21 protein-coding genes are annotated in these 19,263 nt (G+C 47.1%); all 21 read right to left on the bottom strand.

From position 1 onward, the window contains the following. Position 1: 1 nt before the first annotated feature. Positions 2 to 352 carry a hypothetical protein gene (locus HV314_RS27095; RefSeq protein WP_007372327.1) on the bottom strand — a complete coding sequence of 117 codons (351 nt, stop codon included), beginning with the start codon at positions 350 to 352 and terminating at the stop codon, positions 2 to 4. A gap of 250 nt (positions 353 to 602) precedes the next feature. Beyond that, a complete protein-coding gene (locus tag HV314_RS27090) occupies positions 603 to 950 on the bottom strand; it encodes a hypothetical protein (RefSeq protein ID WP_008786575.1) in 348 nt (115 codons plus the stop codon). 10 nt (positions 951 to 960) lie between these two features. Continuing rightward, the gene (locus HV314_RS27085) at positions 961 to 1,335 is read right to left on the bottom strand and encodes a hypothetical protein (RefSeq protein WP_008786576.1); all 375 of its coding nucleotides are present in this window, start codon (positions 1,333 to 1,335) and stop codon (positions 961 to 963) included. Positions 1,336 to 1,358: 23 nt separating this feature from the next. Further along, positions 1,359 to 3,794: a phosphoadenosine phosphosulfate reductase domain-containing protein gene (locus tag HV314_RS27080; RefSeq protein WP_007372324.1), complete on the bottom strand. Its 2,436-nt coding sequence runs from the start codon at positions 3,792 to 3,794 to the stop codon at positions 1,359 to 1,361. A gap of 89 nt (positions 3,795 to 3,883) precedes the next feature. After that, positions 3,884 to 4,249 carry a hypothetical protein gene (locus tag HV314_RS27075; RefSeq protein WP_008786579.1) on the bottom strand — a complete coding sequence of 122 codons (366 nt, stop codon included), beginning with the start codon at positions 4,247 to 4,249 and terminating at the stop codon, positions 3,884 to 3,886. Positions 4,250 to 4,375: 126 nt separating this feature from the next. Then, positions 4,376 to 4,576, bottom strand: a complete 201-nt coding sequence (locus HV314_RS27070; protein WP_007372322.1) for a hypothetical protein — start codon at positions 4,574 to 4,576, stop codon at positions 4,376 to 4,378. Positions 4,577 to 4,698: 122 nt separating this feature from the next. Beyond that, positions 4,699 to 6,111 carry a replicative DNA helicase gene (dnaB, locus tag HV314_RS27065; protein ID WP_007372321.1) on the bottom strand — a complete coding sequence of 471 codons (1,413 nt, stop codon included), beginning with the start codon at positions 6,109 to 6,111 and terminating at the stop codon, positions 4,699 to 4,701. A 14-nt stretch (positions 6,112 to 6,125) separates the two neighbouring features. Further along, complete coding sequence (locus HV314_RS27060; protein WP_007372320.1) at positions 6,126 to 6,494, bottom strand: hypothetical protein; 369 nt, start codon at positions 6,492 to 6,494, stop codon at positions 6,126 to 6,128. Beyond that, positions 6,491 to 7,000: a hypothetical protein gene (locus HV314_RS27055; RefSeq protein WP_223307977.1), complete on the bottom strand. Its 510-nt coding sequence runs from the start codon at positions 6,998 to 7,000 to the stop codon at positions 6,491 to 6,493. The genes HV314_RS27060 and HV314_RS27055 overlap by 4 nt, the downstream gene beginning before the upstream one ends. 185 nt (positions 7,001 to 7,185) lie before the next feature. After that, positions 7,186 to 8,361 carry a ParB/RepB/Spo0J family partition protein gene (locus HV314_RS27050; RefSeq protein WP_007372318.1) on the bottom strand — a complete coding sequence of 392 codons (1,176 nt, stop codon included), beginning with the start codon at positions 8,359 to 8,361 and terminating at the stop codon, positions 7,186 to 7,188. Between the two features lie 158 nt (positions 8,362 to 8,519). Then, complete coding sequence (locus HV314_RS27045; RefSeq protein ID WP_016241554.1) at positions 8,520 to 9,206, bottom strand: hypothetical protein; 687 nt, start codon at positions 9,204 to 9,206, stop codon at positions 8,520 to 8,522. 20 nt (positions 9,207 to 9,226) lie between these two features. Further along, positions 9,227 to 9,976: a hypothetical protein gene (locus HV314_RS27040; protein ID WP_045269635.1), complete on the bottom strand. Its 750-nt coding sequence runs from the start codon at positions 9,974 to 9,976 to the stop codon at positions 9,227 to 9,229. A gap of 1 nt (position 9,977) precedes the next feature. Further along, a complete protein-coding gene (locus HV314_RS27035; RefSeq protein WP_007372316.1) occupies positions 9,978 to 10,295 on the bottom strand; it encodes a hypothetical protein in 318 nt (105 codons plus the stop codon). A gap of 279 nt (positions 10,296 to 10,574) precedes the next feature. Next, entirely contained in the window at positions 10,575 to 10,799 is a 225-nt protein-coding gene (locus HV314_RS27030) for a hypothetical protein (protein WP_009653090.1), read from the bottom strand. 137 nt (positions 10,800 to 10,936) lie between these two features. Continuing rightward, the gene (locus HV314_RS27025; RefSeq protein WP_224771500.1) at positions 10,937 to 12,568 is read right to left on the bottom strand and encodes an AAA family ATPase; all 1,632 of its coding nucleotides are present in this window, start codon (positions 12,566 to 12,568) and stop codon (positions 10,937 to 10,939) included. A gap of 40 nt (positions 12,569 to 12,608) precedes the next feature. Beyond that, a complete protein-coding gene (locus tag HV314_RS27020; protein ID WP_172745723.1) occupies positions 12,609 to 13,094 on the bottom strand; it encodes a hypothetical protein in 486 nt (161 codons plus the stop codon). A 39-nt stretch (positions 13,095 to 13,133) separates the two neighbouring features. Next, entirely contained in the window at positions 13,134 to 14,138 is a 1,005-nt protein-coding gene (locus HV314_RS27015) for a ParB family protein (RefSeq protein ID WP_007372313.1), read from the bottom strand. Then, positions 14,135 to 15,388: a ParA family protein gene (locus tag HV314_RS27010; RefSeq protein WP_007372312.1), complete on the bottom strand. Its 1,254-nt coding sequence runs from the start codon at positions 15,386 to 15,388 to the stop codon at positions 14,135 to 14,137. Before HV314_RS27010 ends, HV314_RS27015 begins: the two co-directional genes overlap by 4 nt. Positions 15,389 to 16,051: 663 nt before the next feature. Then, the gene (locus HV314_RS27005; RefSeq protein WP_008786584.1) at positions 16,052 to 16,321 is read right to left on the bottom strand and encodes a hypothetical protein; all 270 of its coding nucleotides are present in this window, start codon (positions 16,319 to 16,321) and stop codon (positions 16,052 to 16,054) included. Positions 16,322 to 16,367: 46 nt separating this feature from the next. Then, on the bottom strand, positions 16,368 to 16,889 hold the full coding sequence (locus tag HV314_RS27000; protein WP_007372310.1) for a hypothetical protein: 522 nt from the start codon (positions 16,887 to 16,889) through the stop codon (positions 16,368 to 16,370). Between the two features lie 1,128 nt (positions 16,890 to 18,017). Beyond that, entirely contained in the window at positions 18,018 to 18,860 is an 843-nt protein-coding gene (locus tag HV314_RS26995; RefSeq protein ID WP_007372307.1) for an HNH endonuclease signature motif containing protein, read from the bottom strand. Positions 18,861 to 19,263: the final 403 nt, after the last annotated feature.

Here is a 19,263-nt window from a genome sequence, read left to right as displayed (position 1 = left end):
TTCAGACCGTCTCTTTTGAATAGACAACGTTTTTAGCGAGTTCGAATACAAAATCGCTTACGAAGGTAAAATCGCGCCATACCAGCACACCATCTACCTTATGCCGCAACTCAACCTGAGTGGATGTGTTGCTATACTTAGTGACCTTGATGTCCCAATCAATGAAACCACCAGCATTCTGAAGTTCAGTGACAGCGGCTAGGTTTTCCTGTTGCTTCAGGTTGTAGGCCTCGTCTGAGTCGTCGTTCTTCACAAGCTGGATTTTTTTGAATACCATGCGGAATCGGTCGGCCAGAACTTTGCCACGCATTTTTTCAACATCATTAAATACCTGCTCGACGTATGCACTCATGGTTTTCCTCGTGACTTTAATGATAGCAATTACAAAACCCGTATAGCCTGATTAGGCTCTGTATTTTTTAAAAATTAATCCGTGAGTAACATTATTAACTGCATTAAACCTACGACGAAATTTAAAAGAAGACAAAATGTGCTTGAATTTAAGAAATATTGAATTCGTTTAGTTTATCTGTTAAAAAAATACTGCTATTGAGCACCAAAAAAGGTGTCTTCTTACAGCGGAAACAAAAAACGCTAGAAAGTTACTTTTTCCTCATTGGAAGGCTTTTTAAAAGCGTTTCCATCGGGATGGCTTCGACGGATTGTTTCATTTTCTCTGGTTCTACTCCAAGAGATGCCAGCTGCCGGTACAGTACTTCCCGTTCTTGCAGGAGGCTTATCGCCAGCCGTGATATTGCAGCGGCGTTTTCCAGGGCGATTGCAAGGTTGTTTTCGGATGGAAAACTATCCCATGTATCCACTATGCCTTTTGCCAGGCACACGGTTCGCTTAAGCGGCTGAGGAACGTTTAATGGGTTAACGCCGGGTGGCATACCGGACAACTGCCTAATCAGTGCTCTTCCTTTCATTCCATCAGTTCTGTCTGCCATAGCAAGACCTCTATTCGTTGTACGTGGTCACTTCGGCTGAGTAGCAGTGCTGCTGATAACAGGCCTCTGTCTGACCAGACAAAGCGGTACGCAGCATTACGGTAGTTCCGGGTACGGGCGCGGATTTTGACCCGGGCGGAAAATCACTTAGCTCTACACTGATTCCGGCATGACCCGAAAACAGCACTGGGTTTTCACGCATTTTCATGCCGATATTCTGGTTACCATTTGCAATGCGATACATCACTTGTTCGATAGTAATCTGAACAGGTTCGTTGATCCGTAAAGGCCTGTTCCCGTTGCTGCCATTAGCCTGGCTGCACAGCAACAACATAGATGCTACTGTCGTAATAGCAACAGAGCCTAGTGAAAGCATGATTTTCATTATTTTCCCTTTATTCCAGGCAGTTAAGCCGCCTCACAAAATTCACTCTGACCAATGCTTGTTAAACCTGACAATTGCCACAGCCTGATTAACCGCATCATTATTTTGATATGGATCCGTAACGCGTCCGCGTTCTGAGTTGCCAGTTCCTGTATGTGTATCAGGCCAAGGCTCAACTCTTTATGGCTATTGAGTTCATAAAGCGCACGTCGATAAATATTGAACATCTCACGAGCCACCAGCGATTTAAGGACTTCCGGTACTGAAGCACAGTGCGCGAAAGCTCGGGCCCGCTCCTGTCTCCAGTAGCGGCGCAGCGCATTTGATGTATCAGGTTTGTTGCCCACGTCACTCATCACAAGACACCAGGCATTGGTCTGGTTGATCAGGACAGTTTCCAGGCTGTTTTTGCACAGCGTTTTCTCGTCCATAAGCTCGTTATGGCTTTCCTGGCGTAAGACGCGATGCAGCCAGAACCCAAATTCTGTCATGCGGGTCATGTGGTACTGGATGGTGAAAGCGAGGTTAGCCCACCATTTAAAACGAATGATCCGGGCCTCCAGCGTTCTTTTCAGAACATGCTGGTATTTCTCGGTCGAGAGGATGCGAAGGTCTTTTCGAGCTGTGATCCCTTCCATCGACTGGAATCCGGTCAGGCCGAGTCGATGGTAGGTTTGACCACGCTGCATCATTTTGTGATACAAGGCTGACTTACCTTTGCACAGAGATACCGTGCCGAAACGCAGGTAGAACTGCGCCGCGCTCCCAGCGGTGTACGCCCCGCTCTCAATAGCAGATTTAAGGCGTGGGTATTCCACCCATAACACAAAGCTTGCAGACTCTTCATCTACGGTAACTTCGTTATCTTCGCTGAAACTGACAACACGACGGTGGCCGTCTCTTGTCTTGATGACACGTGCGGCGCGTTCGTCATCTCCGCCGTCGAAATAGGTCATTTCCGCAACAGGATCAGCCAGCCCATCAAATAGTGAGTCATCGCCAAATTTCCCCACCTTCAGCCAGACTGCTTTAGGGATTGGGGACTGAGGGACTACAGGCATCGTCGGTTCATCAGTCAACAGATCCAGCTCGCCGTGGGCCCAGACGCGGTGGTAGATCTCCAGTGCCCTAAAAGGCTTGTCATTGAAATGATGGAAAGCCCACATGAAATCGACATGCACAACGGCTTCTTCGCTGACGATGCGGAACTGAGGCCGGGACATGCGACGGTTATGCGCATTGTCTTCCAGCAAGCCGTAAGCGAGTTTCTCGGCAACGTCATCGGCGCGTTGCTGCTCTACGTAGTCGGCGCTACAGCAGATGTGTAACAGACGTTCCAGGAATTTCGGCGAGTATACATCTGGCTGGATCTTAATATACCCACCTTCGTATACCGTGCGGCCCACTGGATGGCGGTCTTCCCAGGCATAACGGCGTTTGGCAATGAAACGCTGAAGCCGGTTCAGGATAGCCATATAGCCATATTTCTCCGGGTCGGCATTCAGCAGGTTTTCCATAGAGCGGTCGAGCCCTACAGCCTGGCAAAGGTAACAGCCAAATCGTGAACCACAGGCGCTTTTTGCTTTTTCAGAACCCGTCCAGACACATTCGCCCGTAGCCTCTTTGTAGAGCTCAGCAGTTTCATTATTGTTAGGCAGGTAACTGGGTAACGCAAAACGAGCCTCATCCCCGGACGATAGCAGGAATTCCCATACGTTCCCCTGATGCCAGTGACGGATCGGATAGAGCTCACCGCCCTCTTTTGTCTGTTTAACGTCTTCAGCGCTCCCGCCTTTTTTTTCGATGTTCATGGCACGGGTTGTGCTCTCTGCATCACGGGAACCCAGCAGCAGACAAACGCGCTGACGAACGGCTTTAGGCAGTCCTCGCATGTACTCGGCACGGGCCCGACGTGCAGGATCGACCTTCAAGTCGATCGAGCACTGTCTGGCGGAACTATTTGAAAATGTTGGCAATCCTCGCCCTGAAAGGATGCGGCCAGTCCACCCAGATGTCAGTCCAGGCTTACCAATTACAATGCTCAGCGGTAACTGGTGCTTTTCAACGAATGCCTCAAGTTCGGCGAGTTTTGTGTCTGCCAGCCAGCGGACGGCTGGATTCTCGATGCCCGTGTCGGTGTGGATCACATAGTGATGCTGGCTGATGTTTGTGCCATTGCGGGTAGCCCTTACCAGCGCCATCAGGAAGAGGTGCAGAACGCACTCAGAGTCCTTTCCTGATGAATACGCCAGGCTCATAGTCCAGCCGTCAGTAAGCGCTTTATAAATGGCGTTTGTGCCGGTGGTGATAAGATTGGCCATGCTCGTGCCAGTGCTGGCATCGACATAATTCAGGTCTTCGTCATTAGCCAGTGTTTGCCAAACCGTATCCCATTTATCCCCGGTAAGGATTGGGGCAAGGGTCGGTTCTGATGTGCCAAAGTCGATTACCTGTTGCATGGTTCACCTGTTTATTTATTCGTTTTGTATATTTATTTAAACACGGGCGTACCAGCTGACGAATAAGGCCAGCGGTATTATTTAATGATTTATTTAGTAATCGGGGATGGAAATAATTGATCAAGACAACTCATTGGTTTGCCAATGGCATTTGTGAGCTTTAGAATTTCTCCCGGCGTAACTGCCTTAAGCATTTCAGAGCGCCCTTCACGGATATATTCATCTACAGACATATTCCGCCATCCTGCTTTTGGTCGATTACTGCAACCTTGCCAGTTTGAATCAGCATTATCCCGACGAAGAACATATACATCGATAGAGCGAGTTAACCCTGCACCGAACGCAGCCTGAGCAGTAATTTTCACTTCAGATCCATCCTTGCGTTTAATGACCTGCGATATACGCGTGATTAACTCTTCAGGTGCGGATGCGTTGTTCTGAGTTTCATTTGTCATAAAACACCTCGTGAATATTGTCCGGTTTGTTTACTTATTAAATCACGAGGCATTCGGGTGACGAAGTGATGTTCAGAAAGATACTTTTCTTTGCTGGAGCAGGCTTAACCGTTGGTTGTCTGGATGCTACCATTCATAAGAAATGACGGTTAGCGTATCACTCACCTGTTCTTTGGTGATCTTTGGTTTTACCGGTTCGGGTAAAATTGTAATCGAAATTTGAATAGTTGCCGTTGCCTGTTGCTTTTTATCACCACTATTTCCCTCATCCTGTGCCAGTGCATTCCATGAAACAACGAATAATAAAGCTGAGAGTATCGTTTTCATTTTACACCTATATAAAAGATTGCTGTCCGTAGAACCATTATCTATCGGGCCAATCAGCTGGCGAAATTAAACAGTCGAAAACCTTTAATTAAATATCAGGATAAGGTCAGTAGCTTTTATGGTCAGTCGTCATCATGATACTCAGGGCCACCATAATTATCAAATCGAGACCATTGACCATTAAATGTGAGACGTACTGTCCCTATAGGCCCGTTGCGCTGTTTACCTATGATAATTTCGGCTATACCTTTCATATCGCTATTTTCGTGATAGACCTCATCACGGTAAATAAACATGATCAGGTCAGCATCCTGCTCAATGGAGCCTGACTCTCGCAAATCTGAGTTTACCGGACGTTTATCGGCACGTTGTTCAAGCGAGCGGTTTAGTTGCGATAAAGCGATTACCGGTACATTCAGCTCTTTTGCCAGTGCTTTCAGAGATCGGGAGATTTCAGCAATTTCCAGAGTTCTGTTGTCAGATAACGACGGTACACGCATCAACTGAAGGTAGTCGATCATAATGAGGCTAAGCCCACCGTGTTCGCGGGACAATCGACGCGCCCGGGAGCGAACGTCCATAGGTGTTAGGCCAGAGCTGTCATCAATGTAAATGTTCTTTTTTTCCAGCAGCAGTCCCATTGTGCCGGATAACCGGGCCCAGTCCTCGTCATCGAGCTGTCCGGTTCGGATGCTGGTCTGGTTGACGCGTGATAGCGATGCCAGTGAGCGCATCATGAGCTGTTCCGTAGGCATTTCCAGGCTGAAAATCATGACGGGCTTATCGTTTGTCAGCGATACATTCTCGCAGATGTTCATTGCAAACGTAGTTTTCCCCATTGAGGGTCTGGCAGCGATAATAATCAAATCCGAGGGCTGTAGACCGGCTGTCTTCTTGTTCACGTCCACGTAGCCGGTATCAACTCCAGTGACCCCGTCATGGGGACGCTGGAACAAGGCTTCAATCTTGGTAACGGTTCTGTCCAGAATGCTGCTGATATTTTCCGGCCCACCGCTTTTATTTCCCCTTTGCTCTGCAATCTGGAAAATCCGGCTTTCTGCAAGATCAAGCAATTCGTCACTTGTCCTACCTTCCGGGTTGTAACCGGCCTCGGTTATTTCGTTGGCAACTTTTATCATTTCCCTGATTACGGCACGTTCCCTGACGATCTGCGCGTAGGCAATTATATTTGCCGCACTGGGCGTATTTTTTGACAGTTCTGCCAGATAGGCGAAACCGCCGAGACTATCCAGCTTACCTTCTCCCTCGTTTTCGATGTGCTCAGCGAGGGTTATCAAATCAATCGGGAATTGATTCGCAACGAGCGATCTCATTGCAGAGAAAATTGAGCGATGCGGTCGAGAACTAAAATCCTGCTCACTAACGATTTCTGCCACATCATCCCATCTCTGGTTTTCAAGCATTAACCCGCCCAGCACGGACTGTTCCGCTTCTATCGATTGCGGAGGGGTTTTTAAGCTGTATTCAGCTGTTTGCTTTGTCTCACCTGTTTCGGTAAACGAGATGTCCGCCATAGTCATAAGTGGCCTCAGAGGTTCTGGAATAGCTTTTGTTTTTGTAATTGTCGTGCGCATTCCGATACCAACTCCGGGTAACTGGATGCTATTGCCTTTAGAATTGCTTCAGAGAGCTCATTCGCTTCATCAGAGCGGCCCACCAGCCTCAGCTCGGCTACTGTACCGGGGTCGCAGTTTGTCAGGTTGGCGCGGGCGTAATTGACTTTCAGCCGCGCCAGAAATTCCACCCCGGGCTTGCGCTTCACCGCGTGGACAGAAAGTGTTTTTCGGCAAAATCGACCAGCTGTACGGCGTTCGTGATGCTCCAGAGCTTTTGCTTCCAGCTCCTGCCCGGCGATAACGGTCACATAGAGGCTACTAATCAACGCCGATACATTCATGCAGCAATCCCCCGCTTATTAGCCAGCGCAACGGTATCCAGAAGTACGAAGTCATCAAGCAGGTTCAGTCCTGCGGGCGTCTTCTGATCACGCCATAGCGCATCCAGTACATCGGTGTCTGGCATTCCCGTTGGGATTAGGCTTAGAAGTTCGGATAACGTATCTACCTGTAGCATGTGGCAGATAGAAGCCAGCATTATTCCCTCTGACGCTTTATCCATAAGACCACCGATCAGAATCTGAATTTCCGGGGTCATAACAAAATGCTCATAATTGGATTTATTGAATCGGCACTGAATGAGTTTATAACCCTTGAACTCAGTAATTAACTCCTGAAGGAATACATGCAGCATATCTGGTTTTGTTTTTCTAATAGCCGCTACCTGCATTGCAATTTTTAAAATGCCATCATCAACTCTTTCGTGCGGGCATCCTGCGGAGGAATAAATACTTTTTGCCTTTTCGAGCCAATTTTGCAGCTCGATATAATTAGTCTGAATATTCAACGCGACCCCCATTGCTATCCAAAAAAGTCTATAACCCTGATATTTTAATGCGCTCCTGTCTATCATCGAAAAATTTAAGGCAGCAAAATGCGGCCATTTATATGTGCAAAAATATGAGCCGGTTTATCCGGCCCATCAGAATGAAAAGGAATTTTATGCAGGTCTGTTAAAGACCTGCTGGGAGGTTAGTACACCGGGTGCAGCTGAGTCTCTTCAGTTTCACCATTCTGCTGGTTAGCGCCATCGGTATCGGCATCAGTCGCATCGTCAGCACCGCCGTTGTTTTCAGCACTATCACCGTCGTTGTCACCATTAGCTTCAGCATCTTCTGCCTGTTTTGCTGATTCCAGTTCAGCCAGGGTAGCCATCAGAGTACGGGCCATTTCAGGAGTCAGGCGTAAGACGACTTCTTCCGGCACGGTTTCCGTAATTTCGATCTGATTTTCATGCTCACCTTCCGGCTGCGGCGGGATCTGGTCGCGCAGCTGGCTCAGGGTTGGCAACAGGCTGTCGAAGGTTTTACGGATAACTTTCGGTTTCAGGCCAGTCTTTTTCTTGGAACTCACGAATTTGGCAGTGACGCGGGTTTTCCCAGCTCCTTCTGCCTTTTTCAGGGATTCCATCAGGACTTCATACGGGTCGCGGTCAGTACCCTGACATTCGTTAATAACGTCAACGGCAACGTCACCAGATACCTTATCTTCTTTCACCAGCATCTTGATGCTGAAGTCAGCGTTTGCCAGCACGATACTGCGGCGAACGGTGACCAGAGAGACACCCAGACGCTGAGCAATCGACTCAATGGTGTGACCCCAGCCAATCAGGCGCTTGAAGCCTTCAGCGCGTTCCACCATCTTCAACTGAAGGGAGTTGGCGCTCTCGATCATGTTGTAGACTTCTTCGTCCTTGCCGCCTTCAAATTCCTCGACGGTGATTTTCTGGAAGCTCGCGCCCTCAGCAATCGCCATCATCAGGCCAGCAAAACGGTGGTGGCCATCAATGATTTTCAGGCGGGTTACGCCTTCCACTACTACTGGTTTAACGCGGATGACAGGCACTGACTGAGGACGTTCCAGATAAGCGTGTTTGAACATTACCGCACGGTCATAATTTACGTCGCGGAGGTTCAGTCCCTCTTCCACAAACAACCAGTACGGGCTCACCGCAAAGACGTTGTTACGCCCGATATCGGCTTCTTCGAACTGTTCCGTATTGCCGCTTTTACGCGCTTTGGTTACGAAATCGCTCAGTGCTCGGAGTGATGATGGCGCTTTGTCTAAGCTGCGCATCAGTACCGCAGCGCCTTCCAGATTTTCCAGGGTACGGCTTTGTTCGAAGATAGCTTTAACGTCGGTGTTCATGGTGTTTCTCCGCTTTAGTTATTGTGTCGCGAGGTTCGTTGCTTGCTGTAAATCCAGTTAAACACACACCAAACAGGTGACGAAGCGTATTTGGGGACAAAATGTCTCTTTTTTTTCGGGTACATAAAAAAGCCCTGTAATCCAGTGATTACAAGGCCTTAGCTCGTAATGATGACATCAAGATGGCGACGTTTTTCGATTTTGACCGCATTTTTCATCAAAATTGTCATCACTTCATTTAGTTTTGAACTCTCCCCTTCCTCATATGAACCCCAAGGTAGGAATGGAGTAGGACTATTGATATTGAATGCAACGCCCGTAGGGCATCGCCATGCAGTTGGCTTCTTTGAGTCAGGTTCCCATTTCACCAGGAGTATTGGCGCGTTACAGTCGATGTCATCGATGGCTGGTATAGCCTCATATAAAAACACTCCCGCATCATCCCCACTGAAGAAAGCTAGATGCTTATACGCGCTGGCAAAAGAGACTACGCCCGCGAAAAGGCCCACAACGATGAGGTTAAGGTTCGATGTTTTGTGACGGATACGTTTTTGCTTCAGGCGAACCATTGTCAGGGCTGACAAGAAGATAGCCACCAGCCCCCCGGCTCCTGCGAACCAAACGGAATTGATTTGCAGGAAGGAAATCAAATCACGATGCTCTCTCTGGTTTTCTTCAAGCATCAACGACACAAAAGTTGTTGTTACTGGCATTGATATCAGGAATATCGTGATCATCACTATTGCAAAAGTCTGTATGGAATAGCGGTCTCTATTTTCCTCTATAACAGAATTAAAGGATAACAGATAAACAAATGTAAATAATAAAATGGAAAGAAGGTACATTGGTTATGCCTTTTTTTGGGTTATCGCTGAATTCTTTTATTTAATTCTGTTCTGAAAAATGCATACAAGAACTGCCACCCATCACCATGAGCCGTTCTGAAATCTTTTTCAGGGAGTACCGGAAAACCAAATTTAAAATTATCTTTTCCAGTGTGGCGCTGGCAAAAGTGCGCAAGCTCATGTGCCACTACGCCTTTGATATGATCCAGTTGATTGATTGAATAAAATGCTCCGATGTCCTTACGCTGCTCTATATGTGCGTACTCATGGTAGCGATAGCGCGGTGTATCACTGTCAGGATAAATGGACGATGGTGAAATAGTGATTGAGCTCCTGCCGCCCCATGAATGTTTGGCACTCCAGTTGACCCGAACTTCAGGCGCAGGGCCGGTGAAACCATATGCCTGTCTATAGAGGTGCAGAAGATACCCTGAATACAGAAAAACAACTTTCTCCGCCGTCATAACGCGAGAAACGCCATAGCGAGCAACTGCCCTATCTCTGGCTGTCAGAACGGGGGTTTTTACCCGTGGGGAGAATAATTTTGTTGGGCTGAATAGCCAGACTTCTGAATCGTCATCAGGCATATCCAGTATCACCTGAATTTCTTCAGGCGACCCAACTCGTTGATGCCACCTTTCAAGATTATCGTCCACTTCATTCAGGCTGATTAAATCATCGGCATTCTCGTAGAATAACCAGATCAGCGTTCCTCGTGGGAGTGCTTTCTCAGCTGTAATATGTGAGAGGATAATTTGACGTGGTGTCATCTTATTCGCCACAGTTCCCGGATGCTTCTATCAGTTTTATTTTTGTTGCTTCTGCCGCCTGCATTTTTTGTTTCATCTTCTCAATGCTAGCGGTCACACGGCGGGCGCACCATTGATACGCTGCCTGACGTGATTCGAAAAACTCATAATCCGCGTGCAGGTAAACTGATGTGCCGTAGGAGACGGACATACGGTAACCCTTCGGCGTTTCATTGATGACTTCCCGTTCTTCTACACAGTTTTCAAACTCAGGGACATAATCCACGAATCGACGACGCAGAATGCAAAACAGCACCTTTATTTGGTTTTCATCAGTCATTTGTTATCCTCGTTATTCTTCTTATTTATCATCAACCTTTCTTAATTGTCGATGCTGAATACGGCGGAGCGGATTTCACGCTTGGCCTGCTGACGGGCGCGGTGTTTGCTTACACGAAGAGATCTATCGTATGCATTGTTTTTACGATAGCCACGCGAGCGGCACAGTGAACAAGTGCAGCCTTCTACTGAATAGAAAATCCCAAACGGTTTCATAAGTATCACCTTTAAGCTTGATAATAATGTTTATCATAGCTGGAGTTATTCAGGTGACGAATAGTTAAGGGGCGCGTTTTGCTTGGGTTTTTACACTATCGTTTATTGAGTCGATGAGGTCGGAAATAGAAAGGAGTTTTCTGCCAAAGAATAGTTTTCGTCTGGCTTCTATTTCGTAGCGGAAGGGTTCAATAATTTCATCTTCATGCATGATTACGAAACGATAGCCGTTATTAAGGAGTTTATGCAGCTTGTTTGTTTTTTTTCTTATGGGACTTAGCTTAAACATTGTTATCAACTTCTCATCATGATCACCTGAATTGTTATAACACAGTTATTTCCGACACGCTGCTGCTTTTGCTGAAGAACTCGGATTGCTTTGGGCTGGGCCAGCAGGTTGTATGCCGGGCGAACCCGGCATCGTTATCACAGGGCTTTTTCTTTTCTCTTTCGTTCTATCCCACGAAACATCGCGCATTTCCGCACAATATCCAGTGTCGGGATGCTACCACTCCCCTGCTCTTTCACGCTCATTCGCAACGTGAGCCGTAGCAACATCTTGATGTCACGTGGTGGAAGTTCTGGGTAAGTGTTTACAAGTGATCTGACCAGTTCATCAGGAATGTTCACGCCAAAGTTCTCACCCATAATCTTCCAGATCTTTTGGGCATCTGATTTCTCCGGCACATCATAGTGAATGATTGCAGCGCATCTTGGTATGATAGCCTCATCGATGTCACTACCCCGGTTGCTTGTCATGAACATCAACCCATCGAAATACTCCAGTGTACGGAGGAACTCCGCAACGATGGCATTTTGAGTCAGTGATGCTCCACGCTGCATGACAAACACATCGGCTTCGTCCAGAAGCAGGACACAGTTCCAGCGTTTAGCCCGGGTCAGAATCGTCCGCAGATTTTTCTCAATGTCATCGGCGTTGGTTCCCAGTGCGCCAGCATGAATTGAGTACAGGGGCCGTTCAATGACCTCTGCATACACTTCAGCAGTTAATGTCTTCCCAAGTCCGGGTGAGCCCACGCACATGATGATGTTACCCGCGCTTTTCCCTTCAACAATATCGCTGGTGAAAGCGCTGATATCCGTGGTCAGTATATCGAGTAAATCACGGTGGTCTTCCGGCAAAACCATCTTTTTTGGCAGTTCTTTATCATACTTGTATGGTTCTACGTTATTGGCATGTATCCAGATAAAGTCTTGCAGCGAGAGATCAAAATAACGCTGCACAGGAATTTCGGGTAAAAGGCCAAACTGGTCATCTTCAAAAAGAGGCGACTCCACTTCTGCACCGTAGGCATCGCACTCACTATCAGGCAAATCGTGTATCAGTTTATGCCCTGCTATTTCCAGATTCCGGTCGCTGTAGCTATACGATTCCATTCTGACAGCCCTGCCGGTTGCTTTAAACTGATTGCCAAATTGCCCGTCGACCACTTCCTTAAACCGCGTTAGTTGTTCCAGGTACTCTTGTTTCAGCTCATGCGTTTCATGGTAGATATCACGGTCGGCCAGTGTCTTAGCGACACTGCGCCGCGCCACCTCATTAGGCTCGAAATTCAGGGCGGTAAGCTGGGTTCCGTAAACCTTTTTGGAGTGCGAATATTCGCCGAACCCATACCAGCTGATTTGTAACAATAGTGATGGGGGACGGTCAGAGTTTTTTTCTGATTTTACTTCTTTTATTGCTGTAACAAGACCGGGGTACAGGTTGCCGTCATGACCGCGTCGGTATATCCAGCCATCAATTCGATTTGACTTCAGATACTGTAGTAACACACGACCGAATGCCGGAAAACTGCTCACAGGCTTATCGAAATCACCTTCCAGTGCAGTGATGATCGATTCAAGAGCTCGTCGATTTTTTGACTCTCCATCACCACGACATGCCTGTAAAAGTTCATTCAGATCATCCCGAGATAAACATAGCGGATCGACGGCAATCTCATCGTCAGAACTACGGTGGCTATAACGATTACGTAAAGCCTCAAATGTTGGGCTTGTGGTAGCTTTTAGTGTTTCTGTTTTTATCGTGAGTGCCATAGCCGTCCTCGTCAGTAATTTACTTTGATATGCCTTAAGTTCACATGGAAGGGGCAACTTCGAACGCATTAGGAACTCTGATCCGCGAGCCTATTTCCAGTTTAATGGTTGCCTTTACGTATTCACCCTCCTTCAGATAGGTGATGTCTTGGTTATGAAATGTTGACTTTTCATGTGTAGCCCACCATTCCATAGAGCTTGGGATTTTTAACGTTAGCCCAAGATGTTCAGTGAGATAGCATACTCCCATGTTTGAGTAGGTCTTAACGGGGTTCGGGTAGAATTGAAAGTTACCCTCTACGAGACAATCAGTACGAGGATCGATGAACGAAAGGAAAACGCTAAAAGTACCCTGACGTTTTAGCTCGGCGTAAGCCTCAAGAATCGTGAAACGCTTTAATGCGTCATTTGAAAACAGGGTTACAATTTTTTCCGAAAGCATAGCCACCTCATGAGCTGTTTTTTTCCTATTATCAACCGGTGTCTCCTCCTGACGAATAGGTTTGCGGCCAAAAAAAAACTGCACCAGGAGGTGCAGTTTCGATAATCAAGCAATGGCGAATTGTTATTTTTCGCTACTCAGTTTATCCGTAATAAATGCTTCAATTTCTGCCATGAGCTCGGTACTCATTCGGTTAAATTCAAAGCGAACTTTACGGCCCGATGCATTTTTGCTGATACGGGCGTATTTGTCCTTATTAGCAAAATTAGCCAGATCACGGGTTTCCCAACTTTTTGCAGGTGGCTTTTGATCGAGTAATTCAACCGCCTTTGTGATCTGCGCCATGACAATTTTCTGCGCTTCCGGGATGTCACTGATGTCCAGATTAGCAATTTCTTCTTTCACCCTATCAACTACATCTGCAAGAATGAAAAGGTTGCTCTCTACGTATTTCTGAAGTTTGGACAACCGGCTGTAGAAGGAGTTTGGTATACCTTCATAATCCGGGAACAGAGCTATCAACGAACCGTCAATACGCGCCGCCTGAATACGTTTAAAGACTGACACATGGCTTATGCCAAGAAAGAGGGCAAGCTCTTCATTTTTGGTGAATCCTTTTTCCTGCATTAGTTCCAGATACTGAAGCCCAACCTCTCGGTATGAGAATCGGCGTGATGTTTGTGCAGCGGTAATAATCGCCTTGATGTCCTCAGCTGATAGATCATCTGGTAGCACCCATAAAGGCAGATCTTTTTGAGCCGCAATACAGCAAAAACGTCTGCGGCTACCTTCAATAAGCAGGTACACGCCATCACGTTTAACGGCAACACCTTCAGTATCAACACCCCTTGACTCAATTTGTTGCAGGATATCTCGTACTGCGTTTGTGGTAAGCGCTTCCTGATTTCGCGGGTTCATTGGGTGAACGGCGGTCTCAGTAGCGACATTTTCAGCTGCTACAGTGACGTGCTCAGCTTCAAGTTTTCGCCCGTTATGAAGGGTAAAGAGTTTCTTAATGCGAGGGGGACTCTTAAGGTTAGCTAACCCGGAACGGTGGCCTACATCGGTTCGCTTTGGCGTATTTAGATAACGCGATTTATCGTTTCCGATATGCTGTTCATCACTCATGCGTTAACTCCTTCCTTCGCTGAAAAACTCTTTATCTCATTAATAAACTGTTGATATACGGACATTACGGATTCTTCGGCAATATCCAGCTGCTTTGGTGAACATAACTCTTCAGATTTCTTAATATCGAGAACCGACCTACCCCGTGACGCAGCTGCTTTGAATGCTTCAGAGTTTTTGATATTGGTTGCCATAAACAGGTCTTGAACGGTTCGAATTAACTTATCGAGGACTATTTTTTCGTATGGGCTTTTATCATCGACGTTAACGGCCAGTACTTTAAACCATTTAATATTTTCACCTTTATTGGGAGACTGACGGAATCGCTCACTGATCGTCAGCATAAAATCAGTTGTGGATGCATAGTCGTATTCTCGCGGAGAAACTGCGACAAGAATACCGTCAGCGGCCTCATCAGCGGCCCAGATAATTGGCGAGTCTTCTGGAGGGGTATCGAAGATAATAAGGTCATACTTAGCTTTCAGGACTGGCATTATCACTTCTTTGAATCGTAGCAACAACTGAGTGCGCTCTTCTTTACTGCACTGCCAGTATTTATCTTTGAATCTCGCATCGGTTGGGAACGCAGTAATTACATCAAGATTTGGCAGATGGGTTGAGAACGGCATATTCTCAATGATTTCAGCCTCAGAGTAACCCATGTCGAGGTATTTTTTATATTCAGAACCTTCTTCATACACGCCCAGGATTGCGTCGATTGCAGTCAGGAATACGTCGTCTTCAGATACGCTTTGAATCATACCGCTACCAATAGAGCCTTGCGGATCCCATTCAATTACTAAAACTCTGGCATTCAACTGGAGATCAAGTGCTGCTGCTACAGCCAGAGCCACTGAGGTCGTGCTTTTTCCTGTCCCACCTTTATGATTCTGAACAATGATTGTTCGGCTCTGGTAGTAATCTCTATAGCGCGGATAACCCAGGGCATCCATAATATTCTGGACATCCCAGCGGGTATAAAGGTGGTTTTTGTTCTGATAAATAGGTTGACCCACCAGCCTTTTTTCTTCGAGATCAGCGAGAATTTTATTGAAGGTAACTCGAGATTTTCCAAAGAAGTCGGAGAGATTTTTTTTATTCAGGCAGTGGTTATAGATAAGGCGATCTACCCCCTCCACACTGTCATCTGATACAGATACCCGGGAAGAAGCCAGTAACGATTCTTTCAATGAAATTTGTTCGGACTTCATGCGTTGCCCGACAAGGGCAATTTTATCTATTAGATTCATTCTCGTCATACCCTCAAACCTGAATTATGAATTTAAACGCATATGCGTATACTTTACGTATAATGCGTAAAATGACGCTCTATGCGTATAATTGTAACGGCAATCAGATTGAGACGCTAACATTCTATTTTGTTTTTTCTTCATTTTGCGATCTCGAAATGCAGTTCAATGACACATCATCTTTCTCTTCTGGCGATTAAGGGGGTTAAGTAATCCACGGGGCGGGCAGAACCCGGAGAGACTGACTGGCGATTAAGGGGGTTAAGTAACCCACGGGTCGGGCAGAACCCGGAGATGCTGGCTGGCGATTAAGGGGGTTAAGTGACCCACGGTACGGGCAGAAACCGGAGAGGCTGGCTGGCGATTAAGGGGGTTAAGTGACCCACTGTACGGGCAGAAACCGGAGAGGCTGGCTGGCGATTAAGGGGGTTAAGTGACCCACGGTACGGGCAGAACCCGGAGAGGCTGACTGGCGATTAAGGGTGTTAAGTAATCCACGGGTCGGGCAGAACCCGGAGATGCTGGCTGGCGATTAAGGGGGTTAAGTGACTTAGCGCTGGAGGATACGCCCTGCAACTATTGGTAAATGAATGACAAGGTTTCCCGTAAGACCCATCAAATAAAAAAGCCTCTGAAGTAGAGGCTCTTGGGTATTCGATATAGTTAGGCTAATTCGTCCGGGTCGTTGATGGCACTAACGAAGAACTCCGTGCGGTAATCATTCCCCCATCCCAACCAGACAGAAGGTGAACCCTCCTTTGCCAACGAACGGTCACCCGTCATGCTGTCCGCTTGGACAGGAACTGTCACGCATTCTTTAATAGTATCGGCCTCGGCAACCAGTCCAGTACTCTGGGTTTCAAATCCGGCAATTACGACAACAGCATCAGGGTCGTGTAGCTGAAGCTGGGCGATAAGCTCTTTAACTTTCATAGTGATCCTCTGCGCTAGAATTATCCAATTCTACCACGCTTGATGGTCAGGCGTATAAGTGCTTACTGTACAGCTCGAAAGCTTCATCATGTTCCAAATCGTCCAGGATAACGATATCAGGGCCATGTTCTTTTTTGATTTGTGCGATGTATGAAGCGTATTGAGCCTGGCTTTTGTAGCCCACTGTCCAAAGTCTACCTTCGCGTAAGACGCAGATTTTCTTGCGGTAAACCTTCTTGAAACTTGATTTAGTTTTCCGGTTACGCTCCTCGTCACTGACAAGCTGGTCGATTACTTCAATCAGGTTTGAGTCTATGAGAAATGGCTTGCCATTGTGTTCGCCAAGGCAGATTGGCAGAAGACCCTTCGCATATGATTCGGCCTGGCGGAACAGCTCTTTTTTTCCTGGTTCGAACAGTACGCGAGTTTCGCCACCATGCCCATCATTATCAGCTGTACCTATGCTCAGCCCGTCGAAGAGGACAGTAGCGTTAAAGCAGACTGTTTCCTGGCTCATGCCAGTATAGATTTTGAGGCCTTTCAATTTGATTCTTGTCTGAGTGTTCATTGTGTGTTCCCCGCTTTCTAATTGTGATTCTATTTTCAATCACCTTGAGCAGGTGACGAAGTGATACGGAGAAATAATTGTTGGGTCGCCTGATAGCCGGGCTGGTGGCAGCCGCAACCCTTAGTCAGTACTTCGGGATCGTAGTTCCGAAAAGCCACAACAGTCTCCACAGCGTTTTGGGGGTGTTAACCCCCATACGCTTTGAGACTTTGCCCTAGCGGGCCGCGAATTCGCCTAATCGCCCCGTGAGGGCTCTATTCGAATTTACATGCCGTGCCTGCTTCGCTTGAGAGCGAAGCTTTTGGACGGCGATTGCCCGCGTGGCGGGCAGACATTTTTACGTGCGCATTGCGCACGATTTTCTTCGGTTACATTACAGGGCTGGCTGGGGATTGGCTTATTGCAATATTCTACAACGAAGCTGGGAACGGCTGGCTGGAACGCGAAGATTTAAATCATACTCTATATCGACTGATATCAACGACGGTATCAGCGGGGTCTGTTGCCAGCTTACAGGTCACTTGACCTTCCTGATCCAGCATCAGTGTCGCGGTTAACGGTTCATTTTGAGCATCGATTACAGTGACATTCACGCGTAACCGTGTTGGAAGCATCATCAGAATTCGCGTAGGGCTCTCTGATAATGACACGTTTCTGGCTTGCAGAACCGCTAAAACACTCTTCATTAACTCTGCTTGGTCGATCATATAGTCACATGCCACTGGATGTATTGGGATGAAATCGTGCCTACCGCAGGGCTACACGAAAGATATAAATCAGTATGACATGCGGGCCGGACTCAAACCATCAATTACTGGAACCAGTCCGAAGATAGCGCTCTGGTTTTTATGCTGTTGAATTTACATAGTTGTTATTTAGTGAATTATTCGTACCTTATCATTCACTGATATCACTTAAATTCAAAGTGAACAGGAGAGGATTGGATTAAAAGTCCATAAAATGTGAATTAAAAGTGCGCTAGGAAATGCGATAAACTGATTGATTTGTTTTGATATGGTTTTTATGTGAATTATCGGTGAGTTACTTGTGTGCTACTTATCTCCATGCTGCTATGCCTTTCCAATAAATAGATTGGATAGGGCAGGGAGATGGAAGAGGGGAGAGGGCTTACTCCGCAGGTGATTTCACTTTAAATTCAAGCCATCTTGCCCCGAGCCTGTTTTTATCCAGATTGTAGAACAACGGTTTTATACAGACCCCTTCATACTCAGGGAACTCTATACCGCTGGCGAAGTGAATCTGTAGTGTATCAGGATCAATACCCATCATGTTTGTGTCAAACAGCCTGTGGAATGTTGGTGATAGCAAAATGCCGTTACTGGCGTTATAGCAGCCTGCTACGGATGTTGGTTCAATATGTGCTGCCTCCAGCACACCGTTGAGGTGTTTGCCCGATACCGCGCACAGGCTTCCGAAATTCTTATCCACCAACTCACGGAACTGAGACTGGACATGCACATCGCGAACGCTAACCTCTCGGCGGAAGCTCGGGGAGCGCATACGGATATCTGCATGGGGGAGGTGACCGCGTGGTAATGGCAATACAGCCGGTTGCTCATCCATTACTGGATTCTGCTCCTCGCAGTAGGTGTCCACGGACTCAATCAAACGGGATGTGTCATTACCAAATCGGCGAGTGAACCAGAGCCTGAAGTGAGCCAACCGTGATGCCGGAATTTTGTTACGTGCGTACTCCTGAGCATTCTCCTTTTCGATTTCAGTATTTAGTAAAGCCAGACGGGCCTGAGAAGCACGAATTTCTTCCTGGACTCTGAGATATCCTGCCAGTAGACAAACTTTGGATTCCTGATGTTCAGGCCGTCGCGGATAACCAGATCCTGTTTCAACCACGCCAAAGGCTTTGTACCGGAACATTCGGGGAAAAAGCGTTAATGCCACCCGGTTGTTACGACGAACGAGGGAACGAATCAGATTGGTTATCTTCCTCATGTTCTGAATAGTGCGGGGAGAAAAGAACGCGGCGTATTACCTCTGCTCTATCTATTCCCGACATTATCCCTCTGCGAATGACACCACGGAGGTGAGCATTATGTCTTGCCCCGCTTACTAGGCCGAACTCACGGGACAAACTGACATACTCTTTCAGGAGGTGATGCTTAGGGTCGGTAAACGCCTCTGGAGGAATCACCTGATATGCAACTGACGAAAGTATACGGAAAGTCAGTTCAGATGCTGTCCAGCCCTCACGCCGAAGCCGAATAATTGTTATAACGAGATCATCGATACCAGGCATATCCGGTTCGATATATAGGGACATCAGAGTGTCGTTCATTCCGGGAGGAAGGCTAGCAGAGTGTGACGGGTTGCTCATAGGGTAAGGTACTGATCGGAC

Source organism: Citrobacter sp. RHBSTW-00887, assembly GCF_013728095.1.
In the GTDB taxonomy this organism is placed as follows: domain Bacteria; phylum Pseudomonadota; class Gammaproteobacteria; order Enterobacterales; family Enterobacteriaceae; genus Citrobacter; species Citrobacter braakii.
This window is presented reverse-complemented; position numbering and strand designations above follow the sequence as displayed.